General features: G+C 45.8%; 13 protein-coding genes. 11 read left to right on the top strand and 2 right to left on the bottom strand.

Going from position 1 to position 16,853, the window contains the following annotated elements:
• Positions 1-43: 43 nt before the first annotated feature.
• Both EGV92_RS11350 and EGV92_RS11345 read left to right on the top strand, forming a co-directional pair.
• On the top strand, positions 44-2,128 hold the full coding sequence (locus tag EGV92_RS11350; RefSeq protein ID WP_131669397.1) for a hypothetical protein: 2,085 nt from the start codon (positions 44-46) through the stop codon (positions 2,126-2,128).
• A 129-nt stretch (positions 2,129-2,257) separates the two neighbouring features.
• Positions 2,258-3,325 carry a putative RNA methyltransferase gene (locus tag EGV92_RS11345; RefSeq protein WP_131669396.1) on the top strand — a complete coding sequence of 356 codons (1,068 nt, stop codon included), beginning with the start codon at positions 2,258-2,260 and terminating at the stop codon, positions 3,323-3,325.
• Positions 3,326-3,486: 161 nt separating this feature from the next.
• Here EGV92_RS11345 and cls read toward each other — a convergent pair whose 3' ends face one another.
• Positions 3,487-4,986: a cardiolipin synthase gene (gene cls / locus EGV92_RS11340; RefSeq protein ID WP_131669395.1), complete on the bottom strand. Its 1,500-nt coding sequence runs from the start codon at positions 4,984-4,986 to the stop codon at positions 3,487-3,489.
• Between the two features lie 126 nt (positions 4,987-5,112).
• Between cls and EGV92_RS13960 the strand changes: the two genes are divergently transcribed.
• The 9 genes from EGV92_RS13960 to EGV92_RS11305 all read left to right on the top strand — a co-directional run bounded on the left by EGV92_RS13960 (position 5,113) and on the right by EGV92_RS11305 (position 16,297).
• On the top strand, positions 5,113-5,280 hold the full coding sequence (locus tag EGV92_RS13960) for a hypothetical protein (RefSeq protein ID WP_165525611.1): 168 nt from the start codon (positions 5,113-5,115) through the stop codon (positions 5,278-5,280).
• A 67-nt stretch (positions 5,281-5,347) separates the two neighbouring features.
• A complete protein-coding gene (locus EGV92_RS14280; protein WP_278248266.1) occupies positions 5,348-5,470 on the top strand; it encodes a hypothetical protein in 123 nt (40 codons plus the stop codon).
• A gap of 147 nt (positions 5,471-5,617) precedes the next feature.
• The gene (locus tag EGV92_RS11335) at positions 5,618-7,150 is read left to right on the top strand and encodes a type I restriction-modification system subunit M (protein WP_131669394.1); all 1,533 of its coding nucleotides are present in this window, start codon (positions 5,618-5,620) and stop codon (positions 7,148-7,150) included.
• Positions 7,140-8,363: a restriction endonuclease subunit S gene (locus tag EGV92_RS11330; protein WP_131669393.1), complete on the top strand. Its 1,224-nt coding sequence runs from the start codon at positions 7,140-7,142 to the stop codon at positions 8,361-8,363. The genes EGV92_RS11335 and EGV92_RS11330 overlap by 11 nt, the downstream gene beginning before the upstream one ends.
• Positions 8,363-9,559, top strand: a complete 1,197-nt coding sequence (locus EGV92_RS11325) for a DUF6161 domain-containing protein (protein ID WP_131669392.1) — start codon at positions 8,363-8,365, stop codon at positions 9,557-9,559. The genes EGV92_RS11330 and EGV92_RS11325 overlap by 1 nt, the downstream gene beginning before the upstream one ends.
• Before the next feature lie 67 nt (positions 9,560-9,626).
• A complete protein-coding gene (locus EGV92_RS11320) occupies positions 9,627-10,373 on the top strand; it encodes a hypothetical protein (protein WP_131669391.1) in 747 nt (248 codons plus the stop codon).
• A 210-nt stretch (positions 10,374-10,583) separates the two neighbouring features.
• A complete protein-coding gene (locus tag EGV92_RS11315; RefSeq protein ID WP_131669390.1) occupies positions 10,584-13,919 on the top strand; it encodes a type I restriction endonuclease subunit R in 3,336 nt (1,111 codons plus the stop codon).
• 4 nt (positions 13,920-13,923) lie between these two features.
• The gene (locus EGV92_RS11310) at positions 13,924-14,724 is read left to right on the top strand and encodes a M48 family metallopeptidase (protein ID WP_131669389.1); all 801 of its coding nucleotides are present in this window, start codon (positions 13,924-13,926) and stop codon (positions 14,722-14,724) included.
• A gap of 172 nt (positions 14,725-14,896) precedes the next feature.
• Positions 14,897-16,297 (top strand): Na+/H+ antiporter NhaC family protein, encoded by a 1,401-nt coding sequence (locus EGV92_RS11305; RefSeq protein WP_131669388.1) that lies wholly within the window; start codon positions 14,897-14,899, stop codon positions 16,295-16,297.
• 273 nt (positions 16,298-16,570) lie between these two features.
• On the opposite strand, the gene EGV92_RS11300 is transcribed toward EGV92_RS11305, so the two are convergent.
• A complete protein-coding gene (locus tag EGV92_RS11300; protein WP_131669387.1) occupies positions 16,571-16,828 on the bottom strand; it encodes a YfhL family 4Fe-4S dicluster ferredoxin in 258 nt (85 codons plus the stop codon).
• Positions 16,829-16,853 lie beyond the last annotated feature (25 nt).

Below are 16,853 nucleotides of genomic sequence, written 5' to 3'. Positions count from 1 at the left end.
CGTTGACTGTACTTTTATAATAAAGCATTAGCTAGGAACCTCCATGACGTCGGCGCAACAAGACGCTTTTAACACCCTTTTAACACAGTTGGCTCGCGTCATTGATGAGCTTGAGATGTTGGTGTCGCCGCTTAATAACACCCAGTCGCAAACTGAGCCGCATCCAGCAACCCTCATCAAAGATGAGCTACGTAAAAGCGCTACGACCAATGACAGTTATGATCGCTCCCTAAGTCCCGATAAGCGTGTTGCTAAAAGATTAGAGCCGCAGCAAGTCACGTTAGACCCGATACAGATGAATTGGCACTACTTGCTAATCGATCTTAAATCCGTCGTCTTACCTGAGTTCTATGTGGTATTTAACGATCCGACCACCACGGCTACGGGCCGGCGGCAACTGTATGACTTGACCCAAGCGATATTCTTTACCCTTCAGCGCTACCTTGACGCTTCGCTTGTGGCGCATGTAAAGGCCAAGAGCAACCCTCATTATCCCTTGCAGATGGAGCGTGACCCTGATAGCTATGTAACTGGTCAAGGAAAGGGTGCGAAAGTGGCCTTACAGCTGCACGAGTTAGCGCAGTTTATCGCCATAGATGCGATATTTTATATTGCACGCTTTGAGCCTTACTATGCTGTTTTGGTAGAGCTAGATACACTTGAGCGCTTTTTGCAGCGTCACTCTCAACAAGAGCTTATCAACCAGATAGAGCAATGGCAGCGCGCGCGCTTTGCAGCGTTTAGCATCATCAACCCAAAGGCAGTGACCCATCAGTCTGATGTGGTGAATACACAGATTGATCATGCTCTAGCGCAGTGGTTCAAGCGCGAGATTAATAGCAGCCACGCATCATCTCCTATCGCTACTAGGCCACAGCAAGCTCAAGGTCTCATCGCTCGCCCGCAGCAGTTTCAAACAGGCGTGACACTGTCAGTGATTGGCTTAGTGATTGTAATTTTGGGATTAAACGTCCCGTCTCTAGGTCTTCTTAGTCTGCTTGGGGCAGTATTCGCCTTTACAGGTATTAAGCATATCGTTCCGTCCTTTAACTTTGAAGGGGAGCGTAAGCAAATCTCGTCATTGACGACGAAAGTTATGCTTGTGTCGTTTTTTGTGATGATTATGGGTACGCCGCTCACCCCTGTGGCTTTTATGGCCCTTGCTATCGCGCTATCGATGAAGGTCTATAACCATAATCAGCGGCTATCTCATTCTCATTCAGTGCCAGCCTTGTCTGATAAAAGCCCGCAGATGCTCGGTGAAATTGAAGCGACTAGGATAGAGCCGGCTACGAGTGACCCCGTAACTCTGACGTTTGAGCGTCACGCCCATCATCTGGGTATGCTGCTATCAGATGGCCCGAGCGAGCGGTTAAGACATCTAATAACGGCTACCAATGAGCTTATTGACAATCAAAACTACCTGCAGACAGCCTACCCATATCTGGCCACGCGAGTACAAGAGCTGATCAAAGACTTGAGGGACAATACGATCATTCGTCTCGATGAGTTGGCCAGTCGGTTTGTTAAAGACAATCAGATCAGTGCTGAGGTTAGAGCGCTATTTGCTCGCCAACACGAAGCACGCATAGATGCCCTTATTGTCCTAAATCTAAAGCAAGTCAAAGACCTCAATGAGACGATTTTAGAGAAGCAAATGGCGGTCTTTAGCGATGTGGGTAGTGATCAAGAGCGCCAGTTTCGTGATGCGGTCATGGAGCTTAAAATACTACTGCGTTGGCTCATCGCTCAGCAGCCAGATGAGCTGCAAGCCAGTAGCCATCAGGTAATCTTAGACAATCTCGAATCGAGTACCCTCAAAGATATGCAAGCAGTATTCTTTGACAATAATACCACCAGCGAGCAGCGTCAGGCTTTATTGGACCAAGTGAGGACGCTGATTGGGCACTTTAAGCAGCAGTCGCCTTATACATTAGATGTCAATAGCGGTCATGTCGATAGCGCCGCTCAAGAAGCCAAAATTGATACCCTACTTAAGCTCTCACACCCTAAAGACAGTCAACAGGCAAATGCTGCCGTAGATCGGACAGAAGAGCAAGCCAAGGCCCAGCAGTTTGTAGACTTTAATAAGGCCTATGTGGCTGAGCTAATTAAATACTGGCACTAATGTGATAATTAACTTTGGTTATTCCGAATTACATTCAAAATTGTACTCATTTAATCAGTATTTATAACGAAAAGCATTCGCACCCCGCTCATCATCCTTTATTTGCGTCAAACTCTAGGTAATTCTTTAATGCTAGCTAATAACCCTGCACCTCTCGCCCCGCCTTTTATTTGTCCGTTGTGTCAGTCGCCTCTACAGTTGACTGCCAAAACTTGGCAATGCGACGGCAGTCAAAATCCTAAGCTGACAGCAGATGGGACGCCAAAGCAGCACAATTTCGATGTGGCGCGGCAAGGGTACGTTAACCTGCTACCAGTACAGCAAAAAAAGTCCAAAGTGCCGGGCGATAGTGAAGACTCGATCAACGCACGGCAACGCTTCTTAGCGGCAGGGCACTATGACAATTTGCAGTCGCTTATCTGTGAGCAAGTCGCTCAGTTAAGTGACGTTAAGTTGAGCAAGGCTACGGCCTCAGATGACAATCAGAGTTCAGAAGCTGTAAAAGGTAAAGAAGTCAATAATAAGTTTAAAAACTGGTTAGATATTGGCTGCGGGGAAGGCTATTACACCCTAGCTATGACGCAAAAAGCAGCAATAGATAATATGATCGCCGTTGATATTAGCAAGCCTGCGGTGATGACCTTAGCAAAGGCCGGAAAAGCCAGTGATCAATTATGGTGTCAGGCGTTTAATAAAGAAGCATCGGCGAAAAATGCGACTGATGGAGCAGATTCTAGAGAAGAGGGCGGCAGTCATACTAGCGTCATCTACCCGTTAGTGGCGAGCGCCGTTAATCTGCCTATTGAGCCTGAAAGTGTCGATGGGATTAGCAGTATTTTCAGCCCTATCTTGCCGGAGGTGTTCGCCAGCACTCTTAAGTCAGAGGGCTGGCTAGTCATCGCCAAGCCTGATGTGGGTCATCTAGAATCCGTCCGTGAGGCGCTGTTTGATAGTGTGCGTGAGCATGATTCGGACAAATTTCTCCATCAACTCGAACCGTACTTTGTTCAGCATGAGGTGCATTATTGTCAGCAGCCCCTAAGCCTTAACCGTCAGGCATTAGAAGACCTACTGACCATGACGCCATACGCTTACCGTGCCCAGCCTGCCAAGCGTGAGACATTGTTAGCCTCTACTAATGACGCTGACTTTACGACCGAAGCGAGATTTGTCGTTTATATTCTACGTAAGCGTTAGCTATTAACAAGACAATAGAATTTCACTATCAGTTTCAGCTTTTTTATAGTCATAAAAAGCTTTAGCTTTTTCCCTTTTTTAAAGGGAGGATTGAGGAGGGATTTGTTAAGGACGCTAAGCAAATATACGATAATACGCTGACTATTGTCTGAGTATTGGCGTTATAAAACCGGTCCAATAGTCGCCACCACATTATTCCAAATCCGCTTAGGCAGCGACCAGCTCGCTACCTGCGTCTTAGTCACTTCATCCGAGTGCCTAATATAGTCATATTGCCGCTGGATAATATCCGCCGTCAGTGCGGAATCATTGAAGACGATATTATTCTCGTAATTCAAATCAAAACTGCGCAAGTCCAAATTGGTCGAGCCAATCAAGCCGATCTCGCCGTCGATGGTCAAGGTCTTGGCATGCAAAAGACCGCCGTTAAACTCGTAAATCCTCACCCCTGCCTCTAACAGCTGCCAGTAATGGCTGCGACTGGTGGCGGCCACGACGAAGGAGTCGTTGTTTTTGGGGACTATCATGATGACCTCGACACCGCGATAGGCTGTGGCGCAAATGGCATTGACCAGCGAATAATCCGGCACAAAGTAAGGCGTGGAGATTATCAGCTTATGCTGAGCTTGGCTGATTAGCGTACTCAAAAACTGCGGCGTACTGCCTTGGCGCTGAGTCGGCCCATCAGAAAACACTTGCGCCGCTATGCCGTCGATCGGTTTATTATCTTTGCTCACGTTAGCCGTCGGGTATTTAAAGACCTCAAGCGGCGTCTCTGGATTGGCCATCATCCAGTCGCTAGCGAATAGCATCTGGTTCTGTGCGACCACAGGCCCCTCAAAGCGCGTCATGATATCGACCCACGGCGCGTACTTAGGCTTGACCCGAAACTCAGGGTCAGCGCAGTTTTGACTGCCGCAGTGGGTAATACGCCCATCGATAATGGTAATCTTGCGGTGGTTGCGTAGGTCTATGCGGCTGGTGAGCAGCACCTTTATGAGGTTGTTAAACGGTAGGGCAACGCCCAGCTGAACGCCAGCGGCCGCCATCTCTTGCCAGACCTTTGAGCCGATCATCTTGCGCGAACCCATGCCATCGACCATGGCTCGGCACGTCACCCCACGTTTTGCCGCTCGGATTAGCGCTTTGGCCGTATTGATGCCCGTCTCATCGGTTAGCCAGATGTAGTACATGACATGAATGTGATCGGTCGCCGCGTCAAAATCTTCGATCATTCGCGCGCGCGCCGCCGCGGCACTCGGCATAAGCTCAGCGCGGTTGCCCATCGTCGTATGAAAGCCTGTCACCGCCGCGCCATAAGCAAATGCCGCTTGATACTCAGGCGCGATATGGCGATACAGCGTCTGCGGCGCGCCCAGTACCTCAGGATCTTTATCATGCAATTGCTGAATCACATCGCGGTGCTCATGCGTGATGGCGCGACCCAGATGAATCTCACCAAACATCCAGTAGACGATGACACCGATATAAGGCAGGGACAAGATCACCACAAACCAAGCCAATCGGGCCGAGGCAGTCAAATCATAGCGTGATAAAATCCGTAAGGTAATCAGTAGCAATAATACAAAGTGAATGGTCAGCAAAATATCGGTAAAGGTGATATCAAGCAGCCTTAAGTCGGTGATTGTCGTTGCGGCCATTCGTGGGGAGCGTCCTATTAGTATTTAATTGCCGTTGCCTCTTAATATATAGCAAAATCCTTATTTAAGCCAAGCCGCTAAATAACGCTACTAACTATAGAGGGGGAGTTATTGGCGCTTTTATACATGGTAGCCAATCTCGCTATTCGCTTGTATCTGCTCGGCTGGGCAGGTTGCGGGCACTTAGCTGAGGGTAGTCTCGCTGAGCAGGAATGCCATCAGCTACTAGGCCCGCCCTGCCTAGCCGAGCAGGATACCGCTGCTATCGAGGCTAAAAAGCGCTACGTTAGCTAAGATTACCCCATTTTTTATAAATCAGCCTATTAGTCAAAGAAGGGGGTTGGCTTTCAGTGAGTTTCTCTTGACGCAAGCTCTTTTGGCAAGCCTAAAAGGGTATGCCGTTTTTGACGGCTCTTATGGCAAGGCTAAAGATCTCCCCAAGGCTGCTACGCTTGCAGTTATCATGAGCGGTGCAACCATTTAATTCTACAACACTCACCAAGTAAATTCCCCTTCATAACTTCTCGCACACTGCTATCATTAGCCCTTATAATTACCCACCACTACCCAGCAATTCTCATCAATCCCCAACGATTTTGTTCAGAGTTAAGCCCTAAGCAAGGAATAAGACATGCCCAGCAGCCAAGTCAATCAAAGCCAAGTCAATCAAGACGACATTAATAAAGCCGTCTGGAATGCCTGCGACACCTTTCGCGGCGTCATCAGTGCCGATACTTACAAAGACTTTATCCTGACCATGCTGTTCCTCAAGTACATCTCTGATCTGTACCGTGACGAGTACAACCAGCTGGTGGCTGAGCATGGTGATCACCCTGAGCTGATCACCGCGATGATGGGCACGCAGCGCTTCGTATTGCCAGAAGGCGCGAGCTTTTGGGACTTATACGAGCAGCGCCATCAGCCGGGTAATGGTCAGCGCATCGACCAAGCCTTGCACGCGATTGAAGAGGCCAATGGCGCCAAGCTGACCAATGTCTTCCAAGACATCAGCTTTAATACCGATAAGCTTGGTCAAGAAAAACAAAAAAACGAGCTGCTGCGTCACCTGTTAGAAGACTTCGGCAAAGACATCCTTAATCTAAGCGCTGAGCGGGTCGGCAGCTTGGATGTGATCGGTAATGCTTATGAGTATCTGATCAAGTATTTCGCCGCTGAGGGCGGCGCTAGCGCTGGCGAGTTCTATACGCCGCCTGAGGTGTCTGATCTGCTCGCCACCTTGCTAGCACCCGTCAAGGGCGATAGTATCTGCGACCCTGCGTGCGGCTCCGGCTCGCTACTGATGAAGTGCGGCGCAAAGATACGCAGCAATTCTGGCACTAAGGAATACGCGCTATTCGGGCAAGAGGCCATCGGCTCGACGTGGGCGCTGGCGAAGATGAATATGTTCCTGCACGGTGAGGACAACCACCGTATCGAGTGGGGCGATACCATCCGTAATCCGCTGTTGTTAGATACCGATGGCAAGCGCTTATTGCACTTCGATGTGGTGACCGCCAACCCGCCTTTTTCCTTGAAGAAGTGGGGCTATGATGACGCCGCAGACGATCCCTATAACCGCTTTCACCGGGGTGTTCCGCCCAAGACCAAGGGCGATTATGCTTTTATCAGTCATATGATCGAGACGATGAAGCCTGATACCGGTCGCATGGGGGTGGTCGTGCCGCATGGCGTGCTATTTCGTGGCTCTTCTGAGGGCAAAATTCGCCAGCAATTGATTGAGGAAAACTTACTCGATACCGTCATTGGCCTACCCGAAAAGCTATTCTTCGGCACGGGCATCCCTGCGGCAATTTTAATCTTCAAAAAGAATAAAGCGGATGACAAAGTACTGTTCATCGATGCCAGTAATGAGTATAAATCGGGAAAGAATCAAAACCAGCTCACCGCTGAGAATATCGCTAAGATCGTCGAGACCTATCAAGCACGCGCGAGTGTCGATAAATATGCCTATCTCGCAACGCTTGAGGAGATCAAAGAGAATAACTTTAACCTCAACATTCCGCGCTATGTCGATACCTTTGAGGAAGAGGAAGAGATCGATTTAGAGGCGGTGCGGACTGAGCGTCTGGCGTTAAAGGCGGAATTGGCGGCGCTTGAGGCGGAGATGGACGGGTATCTTAAGGAGTTGGGTTATGGTGCCTAAGGGATGGAAAGCAACAGAGATTGATAACTTAGCAACCTTTCTATCAGGTGGGACACCTAGTAAGCAGAATCAGTCATATTGGAATGGAACTGAGCCTTGGATTTCTGGAAAAGATTTAAAATCTCATTACTTATATAGCAGTATTGATAAATTAACTAAAGAAGGTTTTACAATAGCTAAAAAAGTACCAAAAGGTACTGTATTAATTTTAGTTAGGGGCATGACATTACTAAAAGATTTTCCTGTGGGCTATACAACACGAGAAGTTTCATTCAACCAAGACCTAAAAGCTCTAATTCCTTCAAAAAATGTAGACGGTCTATATTTATCTTTTTTATTAGTAGGAGAGAGACATAAGATTATGAATCTCGTCAGTACTGCTGGACACGGTACTGGGCGGTTAGATACCAACTTACTAAAGCATCATCCAGTAAACTTACCTCCATTACCAGAACAACAAAAAATAGCCAAAATCCTAGCGACTTGGGATAAAGCGATTAGCACCACCGAGCGCTTGATTGACAATAGCCAGCAGCAAAAAAAGGCGTTGATGCAGCAGCTTTTGACGGGTAAACAGCGTTTGTTGGATGATTCTGGGGTGCGGTTTTCGGGTGAGTGGGAAAAAGTTAAATTAGGTGATGTCGCAGCCATGAATAGTGGGGGAACGCCAAAATCAACTGTCAAGGCGTATTATGGAGGTGATATTCCTTGGGTATCTATTTCTGACATGACGAAATATGGAAAATGGATATCTATTACAGAAAGATATTTAACAGAAGAAGGGCTTTTAAGCAGTAGCGCTCGTCTTTATCCTAAAGGAACGATACTTTATGCAATGTATGCATCAATCGGTGAGTGTAGTATTGCAGATATTCCAGTTTCTTCATCTCAAGCAATTTTAGGTATAAGGCCTTCTGAAAAGTTAAATAACCTTTATTTATACTATTATTTAAGTAATCTGAAGAAAAGAATTGCTCAAATGGGGCAACAAGGAACTCAGGCTAATTTAAATGCAGGTATGGTTAAAGAGTTTCGTTTAAACCTCCCTAGTTTAGAAGAACAACAAAAAATCGCTACCGTATTAACCAACGCTGACCGCGAGATTGAGCTACTTCAGCAGCAGCTTGCTGATTTGCAGCAGGAGAAGAGGGCTTTGATGCAGCAGCTTTTGACGGGTAAGAGACGGGTTTTGGTGGATGGGGAGGTAGCTTGATGGAAGATAACAAGAATTATTTTAAATTTGAAGATAGATTGGGTTTAAATTTTAGTTTCCCTAACTTCAAGGAATTGAAAGTATTTATAGATGATGAATTTGATTTTTGGGTTAAATATGAAAATGAACTAACAGGCCTAGGAGATCTAGGTTGTTTGAATAATAATTCTCCTTTAATTTTGATGCAATATTCATTGCATCTTTTGAAGGAGTTGAAAAGTCAGTTAGAAAGATTAGCAAGTGATGACTCTACAAGTATTGAATATATGCACTCAAAACTTAGTGACCTAAGATCGAACTGGTTATCTTCATCACGTCCCTTTGTCATTAGAGGGCTAAAAATTCTAGAAAAATATGATGTGAGAACTGCAAATGCATTTTTCAAAGTTTTTATAGATAGTGTCAATATTGATAATCACCGTGAATCATTATTTGGTTCGATTCTTGCCTACGAATTCGAAATGCAAGGGGAAGAAAAGTTAACTTCTCGTAGAGACGCGGAAGAGGCTTCTATCGATCAGTTAAGAAGTGAGATTTTATCAATAAAAAATAATTTATTTGAAGAGGCAACTGAATCTCAAAAAGTATTCAAAGACTGGGTTTCAGACGCAGCGAAAAAATATAACGATACTAGTCAGCGCCAAGTAGATAAGTTTGAAAAAGAGTATGAAAAATGGTCTGAAAAGGTAGTAAAATTAGAAAGTACTTACGAAGAAAAATTAAGACTAGCAAAGCCAGCAGAATATTGGGAAAAGAAAGCCAAGAATTTTAAAGAGTCGGGGGACTTATGGGCTAGGAGGCTAACAGGGCTAGTGATTTCAGGGTTAGTGGGGCTTGTAGTCTTACTTGCTATTTGGATCTACGTTCAAAAAGACGCTATTGCATTAGGTGTCGAGAGTTTACAAGGTGTCGTGCTCTTCATTACACTGTTATCAATCTATGCATTTGCCATAAAAGCCGTTTCAAAAATGACATTCAGCTCTTATCATTTACAGCGCGATGCTGAGGAACGTGAACAATTAACCCATTTATATTTATCATTAATTAATGAAGGCGCAGATCTTGATACTGATTCTAGAAGTATCGTATTACAGTCTTTGTTCAGTCGAGTAGATTCAGGGCTGATATCTGGTGATTCCAGTCCTACTATGCCTGGACTTCCTGAAATAGTACAAATAGCGACTCGTAGGGACTGAAGTAACATTTATATATAGTAAGGTGCGCTGCACGCACTGTTTAAACTCTAAGTAGATGAAGAGAGACATGATGAATGTAGAAAGCTTCAAGGAGCTGTATGAAAGTTTTGGCATATGGGCACCAGTAATAATAATTTCAATTACATTACTAAGAATATTGCTAAACCCCCAGAAGCTTAGAGAGTTCATGGATGCTTTCTCATATGCTCGACGAAGAAATATTAGAGATAAGGAAAAATATTTAGAATCTCCATACTTAGACGCACTGACACGGAAAAGCATACAAAAGCAGATAGCTGAAGACTATTTTTATCAATCTACTGGCATGAGGTTAGATTTTTATTTACGTCATGCTATTTTGGAGTTACATGAGCATTCAAAGGGTGACATAACTTTATCCAATTTTAAGAGAGCTAGAATTCACTTATCTTATGAGGACAATCGACTTAAAGTATCAATAAATAAATTAGAAAAGTTTTTTGGAATATTCTCTGGCATTTTCTTTCTGGTACTAGCTGTTATAGCGACATTATTAACGATATTCCTTATAAGTTTTTTGTTTATGATGGATTTTTCTAGTATTTTATTTAAAGATGAGCTAGGATCGGCTATTGTAATTATTGTCTATATAATAGTAATGTTATGGGGTTCTGGCTTATTTCTAAATATTTTTTCCGAGATGACTAGTTCTAAAAAAATCGAGAAATATTTGATTGAAAATCCTGACTTTAATGATACCTATTTAACGAAAGATCCCGTTTTTGATATAGCTACTAATAATATACAAGTTATTGAGAGTCAGAATGGGTTATGAAAAAACTATAGGACTTATTTTTTCTTAAACGAACATTGCCATTATAATAATTATCAACTTATACATACCCAACATAACCGCCACGATTAGTGCCCTTTGGGTATCGCGCAACCTTGGCGGTTTTTCTTTGCCTATTTATGGCATCTTCTATAGAGTTTTGGGCTACAATCATTAAAACGACCATACCTTTTGTCAGTAAAGTGGGCAGACATGACCAATCCTACCATCAACTTCGCCGAAGAGTTCAGCGCCAAAATCCCAGCCTTAGCGCTACTGTGCAATCTTGGCTATCAATACCTGCCTCCAACTGAATGCAATGCCTTGCGTGGTAAGCAAGTAGCGGACAAGAGCAGCCAGCAAGTCGTCTTAACCTCAGTGATGCGGGACTTTTTATCGCGCCAGACCTTTAACTTCGCCGGTCAAGAGTATCCGCTATCTGAGGCAGCGATAGACAAGGTGATGCACGAGCTGACCCCGGCGATGAACCTTGGATTGCAAGCGGCGAATGAACGCCTGTATGACGCGATGATCTACGGCGTGACGGTGACCGAGTTTATCGATGGCAAAAAGGCCTCGCCGACCATCCAGCTGATCGACTGGCACAATATCGACAATAACGTCTTTCATTGCAGCGAAGAGCTGGTGGTACTAAACGCTGAAGGTACAGGCAATCGAGTTCCGGATATCGTCTGCTTTGTCAATGGCTTGCCTTGGGTAGTGATTGAGGCCAAGCGCCCAGACTCGTCAAAGGCGGGCAAATCGACGACGCTAGAGGCGGTGTCTCAGCATATCCGCAATCAAGGTCAAAAGGAGATTCCGCATCTCTACGCCTTCAGCCAATTACTCCTCGCCATTAATGGTCACGACGGGTTATACGCGACGTGTGGGACGCCAGAGAAGTTTTGGGCGAAGTGGAAAGAGGAGCTAATTCCTGAGGCTGAATTTGTGCGTATAAAAAATCAAAAGCTCGACGATACGACGATACATAGATTATTTGCTCATAAACCGACTAAGACCAGAGCGGCTTATCAGTCCTTGATAGCGGCAGGGGAGCTGGCAGTCAGCGATCAAGACCGCCTACTAGTGAGCTTGCTGCGTCCTGATCGCCTGCTTGAGATGACGCAGCTGTTTATCTTATTTGATAAAAAAGTGGGCAAGATTGTCGCTCGCTACCAGCAATTCTTCGGTATCAAAGCCTTGATAGAGCGCATTAGTAGCTTCGATAAAGCCGGTAGTCGTGAAGGTGGGGTAATCTGGCACACGACGGGCAGTGGTAAGTCGTTTACCATGGTGTTTTTCTCCAAAGCGCTGGTGTGGTTAGAGACGCTCGCGCAGTGCCGGGTGGTGGTCGTCACCGACCGAGTGGATTTAGAAGACCAGCTCAGTCGCACCTTTGCTTCGGGCGGCGTGTTAAGTGACAGGGACAAATCGAGCGCGATGGCGACCTCCGGACGCCGCTTGGCGCAGCAGATCGGTCAAGGCAATGAGCGGGTGATCTTCTCGATTATCAATAAGTTTGGCTCGGCGGCTGTATACCCTGAGTGCTATAACGACAGTCCAAACATCATCGTCATGGTCGATGAAGGCCATCGCAGTCAAAATGGTGAAAACAATATCCGCATGCAGCAAGCCTTGCCCAATGCGGCGTTTATTGCTTTTACCGGCACGCCACTGCTCAAAGACGACAAGACCGAAAACAAATTTGGCCCCATTGTTCACTCCTACACCATGCAGCAAGCGGTCGAAGACGAGACGGTGACGCCGCTGCTCTATGAAGAGCGAATTCCTGAGCTAAATACCAACGATGCGGCGATTGATAAGTGGTTTGAGCGCATCACCCAAAAGCTAACCGATGAACAAAAGGCGGATCTCAAGCGCAAATTTGCCCAAAAAGGTCAGATTTATCAGACTGAGGGCCGAATCGAGCTAATCGCTCATGATATCTCCGACCACTTTCAGAGCTTTAAGCAGCAAGGCCTTAGAGGTCAGCTGGCTTGTGACTCCAAAGCCTCAGCGATTCGCTATAAGCGGCTTTTGGACAAGATCGGCAAGGTAACCTCAGTCGTGGCGATGTCAGCGCCCGATACGCGCGAAGGCCATGACGTCGTAGATCACGAGAGCAAAGACATCGTGCAGCGCTGGTGGCAGGAAAATGTGGCACCGATCTATGGTAGTGATGAGAAGGCCTATACCAAAGCCATTATTAAAGACTTCGCTAGTGAAGACGGCCCTGACATCATGATCGTGGTGGACAAGCTACTGACAGGTTTTGATGAGCCAAAGAACACCGTACTATATATCGATAAGCCACTCAAAGAGCACAACTTGATCCAAGCGATTGCTCGGGTCAATCGACTGCATAATAAAAAGCAATTTGGCTACCTTATCGACTATCGCGGTATCCTAAAAGAGCTAGATACCACCATTGAGAAGTATCAAGACTTGGCAGAGCGAACCCAAGGCGGCTTTGATATCGACGATCTCAAAGGCCTGTATAGCCAGATGGAAACCGAGTATAAAAAGCTACCAAACCTGCACAATACGCTGTGGGAGATATTTGCTGAGGTCAAAAATAAACAAGACGGTCTAGCCCTGCGCCAAGCACTCTCGCCAAAAATCGTTGAAATCAATGGCCAGATGGTCGATAGCAACCTTAAAAAGCGGGATGACTTCTACGCGGCACTGACGGCATTCTCTAATAGTATGAAAGTGGCGCTACAGTCAGTGTCATACTTTGAAGATAAGTCTTTTGCTGGTAAGCGCGAGCGCTACAAGCTCGATCTCAAAAGCTTTATCAAGCTGCGCCAACAAGTGCGTGAAGATGCTGGCGAGACTATCGACTATGATGAATATGAAGCAGATATTCGTAGTCTATTAGACAAACATATTGCAGGTATCGAAGTGAAAGCGCCAGAAGGTGCATATTTGGTGGGTAATCTTGGCAAAAAAAATAAGGGAGGCGCAGATGCTCAAGATGACCAAAACGTCCAGCCTGAGGCCATGAGCGATGAAGAGGCGCGAAACCAGACCGATAAAATTACTGGTCGAATTGCCAAAATGATCGAGCAGGATTTGGCAGATGACCCGTATACTCAGGAGTATTTCTCCAAGCTGCTCAAACAAGCCATCGAAGACGCCAAAGCAATGTTTGATGCGCCTATCAAGAAGTACATTAAGTTTGTGGACTTTGAACAGGATGTCAAAGACCGCAAAGTCGCGGATGTGCCCAATGCCTTTGTCGATACGTCAGGTAAGTTGAATCAACATGCGCAAGCCTATTTTGGTCTATTTAAACATTTATTCGGCGCAGACTATTTGGTGAAGCAGTCCTTAGCTGAGGATAAGCTAATAGACTATGCCTTCAAGATTGATAAAGTGGTCAATACGGCAGTGGCGGAGCATTCGATAAACCAAGCTGGGATAGAAAAGGCTATTAAAAGGGAATTATTACCACTGCTATTTAAAGATTTAGGCGTAGAGAACACCAATAAGCTGATTGAGGAAGTGTTAAAAATTACTCGATTGGGTCTGGCGAGAGGTAAATAATCTCGTGGAAGATACTATTAGATGCCCTGAAATTTACTATGGCGATGATATTATCGCTTATGAGGTGGTTCGTAAGCCTGCCAAGGGTAAGTGTCAGTCTACAAATGCTCTACCTTATAAGCCAGCTGCACGTAAAATACGCATTAAAGTACACCCTGATGGCCGTGTCGTTGTAACCGCGCCAGAGGAGGCGACCGAAGCCGCTATTCATGAGGCAGTACGCAAACGCGTGCGCTGGATTTGGCAAGGATTACATGGCTTCGCTAAACAGATGAATGATGTGCTGCCCAAGTGTTATATCAGCGGTGAGACACAGTTCTATCTGGGTCGACGTTATGTGCTTAAAGTGTTGACGGACCCTTCCCAGCCATCTTCAGTTAAGCTTGTTCGCGGCAAATTTAACGTCAATCTGTCTCAAGAAGTAGCAAATAAAGAGTTGCGAGCTGCGCAGATTAAAGCGCTAATCGATGACTGGTATCATATTCGTGCTAGAACCATATTTGCAGAACGTATCGAAGCCATGCTGCCCAAAGCCTCATGGGTAACTGGTATGCCAGACTTCAAAGTAATGGTCATGCAAAAACAATGGGGCAGCTGCTCGGCCAAGGGTAAGCTAGTGCTGAACCGACATCTGATTAAAGCGCCCAAAGACTGCATCGATTACGTTATCTTACATGAGTTATGTCATATCGAAGTCCACAACCACAGCGAGCAGTTTTGGCGGCTACTTACCCAAGTCATGCCCGAGTGGAAAGCCGTCAAGACTAAATTAGATGACATGGCAGAGCAGTATTTAAATGAGTGAGCTTGGCTAAGCGCGTCCTGCATATTTGGCGCAAAATATATCGCTTGTTTGCCCCGTCTCCATTTTCTATAATCATAGTTGCTAGATATTAAAAACACATAGCTTGCGAACCTTTGCACCCGCCAGTAGAATTGTATAATTCTCAGTCCCTAAAGCCACATAAGGTTGTGACATGTCGTCCTCCTCAGAAACCCAACAGCTACTCACCCGCTTTTCGCCGAAGCTCGCCTTTATCATCTCCTCTATTATCATTGCCCTCATGGGTATTACCATGATTGGTTTTGGCTGGGTGCCACATCTGTCCCTAATTCTTGCCATCTGTGTCCTGCTAGCTATAGGACTATATAGAGGTTTGAGCTTTAAGGATATGCAAACACAAATGGCCACAGGAGTGATGAGCGGTATTGGGGCAATATATTTGTTCTTTTTTATTGGACTAATGGTCGCCGCTTTGATGATGTCTGGCGCTATCCCGACCTTGATGTACTATGGCTTCGAGCTGATATCACCGCAGTATTATTATATCTCGGCCTTTGTGCTTACCTCGATTATCGGTGTGGCATTAGGCAGTAGCTTGACCACGGCAGCGACCTTAGGAGTGGCCTTTATTGGGATGAGCAATGCCTTTGATGCCAATGTGGCGATTGCGGCTGGCGCAGTGGTCTCGGGGGCATTCTTTGGTGATAAAATGTCACCATTGTCAGATACTTGTACGATTGCCTCTTCGGTGGTCGGTATTGATCTTTTTGCGCATATCCGCAATATGATGTTTACCACGGTTCCGGCATGGATACTGACGGTGGGACTGTTTTGGTACTTCTCGGGGCAGACTGTCAGTGCAGATTTAAGCCAAGTGACTGTATTACAATCGCAGCTTATCGATAGTGGCTTGGTGCATAATTATTCGGTATTGCCATTTTTTGTATTGCTTGGGCTGGCGCTGGCTAGAGTGAATGCTATTTATACGATTATTTGTACCATCATTATTGCCTTAATGGTGACGTATTTGCACAGTACGCCTAGCATTGAGCAGCTGGGCGGCTATCTCTTTGCAGGTTACCAGCCAGCTGAGTCTTTAGAGCTGGGCGAAGTTGGTGCCATGCTCTCACGCGGCGGTATGCAAAGTATGTTCTTTACCCAGACCATAGTGATATTGGCACTGAGTTTGGGCGGGCTGCTAAGTGCCCTAGGTATCTTGCCAGCGCTACTATCGGGTATCAGAGATTCTTTGACCAGCTCGGGCCGGGCGATATTTGCAGCAGCTATGGCAGCCTTAAGTATCAATGTGCTGATCGGTGAGCAGTATCTGAGTATCTTATTATCAGGCACGACTTTTAGACCTACCTTTGAGCGCTTAAAACTGCATCCAAAGAATCTATCGCGCACTATTGAAGATGCCGGTACAGTGATCAATCCTTTAGTACCTTGGAGTGTGTGCGGAGTATTTATTAGTCAAGCTTTAGCCGTCCCTGTACTCGACTATCTGCCCTATGCCTTCTTTTGTTATCTCTCGCTATTATTGACATTATTATTTGGTTTTACTGGCGTGACTATCAGCCGCGTAGAGCAATGAGTTATCAGCTCACTAACACAGCTTGGGTTCGGTCGTGTAGATGTCATGGTCTAGCCTCAAGGCTCTAAGACAATAGTTTCGATTCAGAGTTTCGATTTAGGTTTCGGCTTAAGGATTGAGACGTGCGTGGGTAGGCTTCATGATAGCCAAGAGAGGGGTTAGGTTTTATTTAAGCAAAGGGCTTGGCTGCTGTAGCCAGCTGATATAGAGCTTGGTTTTTAAGAATTGGCAGTCAGCGCCTGTTATAAGCTATCTTTTTGCCTAGGTCTCCAGCTATTTGCCCCAAATCTGCTGATATTTTGCCAGTAGCTCCTCTTCACTCTCCGGCTGGTCTTTATCTTTAATAATACAATCGATAGGACAGACCTTGTCGCAGGTTGGTTCTGCATAGAAGCCCACACACTCAGTGCATAGGCTTGGGTCGATAACGTAGGTCTTTTGGCCTTTTTGATCATAGCTGATGGCATCATTGGGGCATTCAGGCTCACATATATCGCAGTTGATACAGTCTGAGGTGATTTTTAGTGCCATTTGCAAACTCTCCTAACTGCCATAT

Source organism: Psychrobacter pygoscelis (genome assembly GCF_004335015.1).
In the GTDB taxonomy this organism is placed as follows: domain Bacteria; phylum Pseudomonadota; class Gammaproteobacteria; order Pseudomonadales; family Moraxellaceae; genus Psychrobacter; species Psychrobacter pygoscelis.
This window is presented reverse-complemented; position numbering and strand designations above follow the sequence as displayed.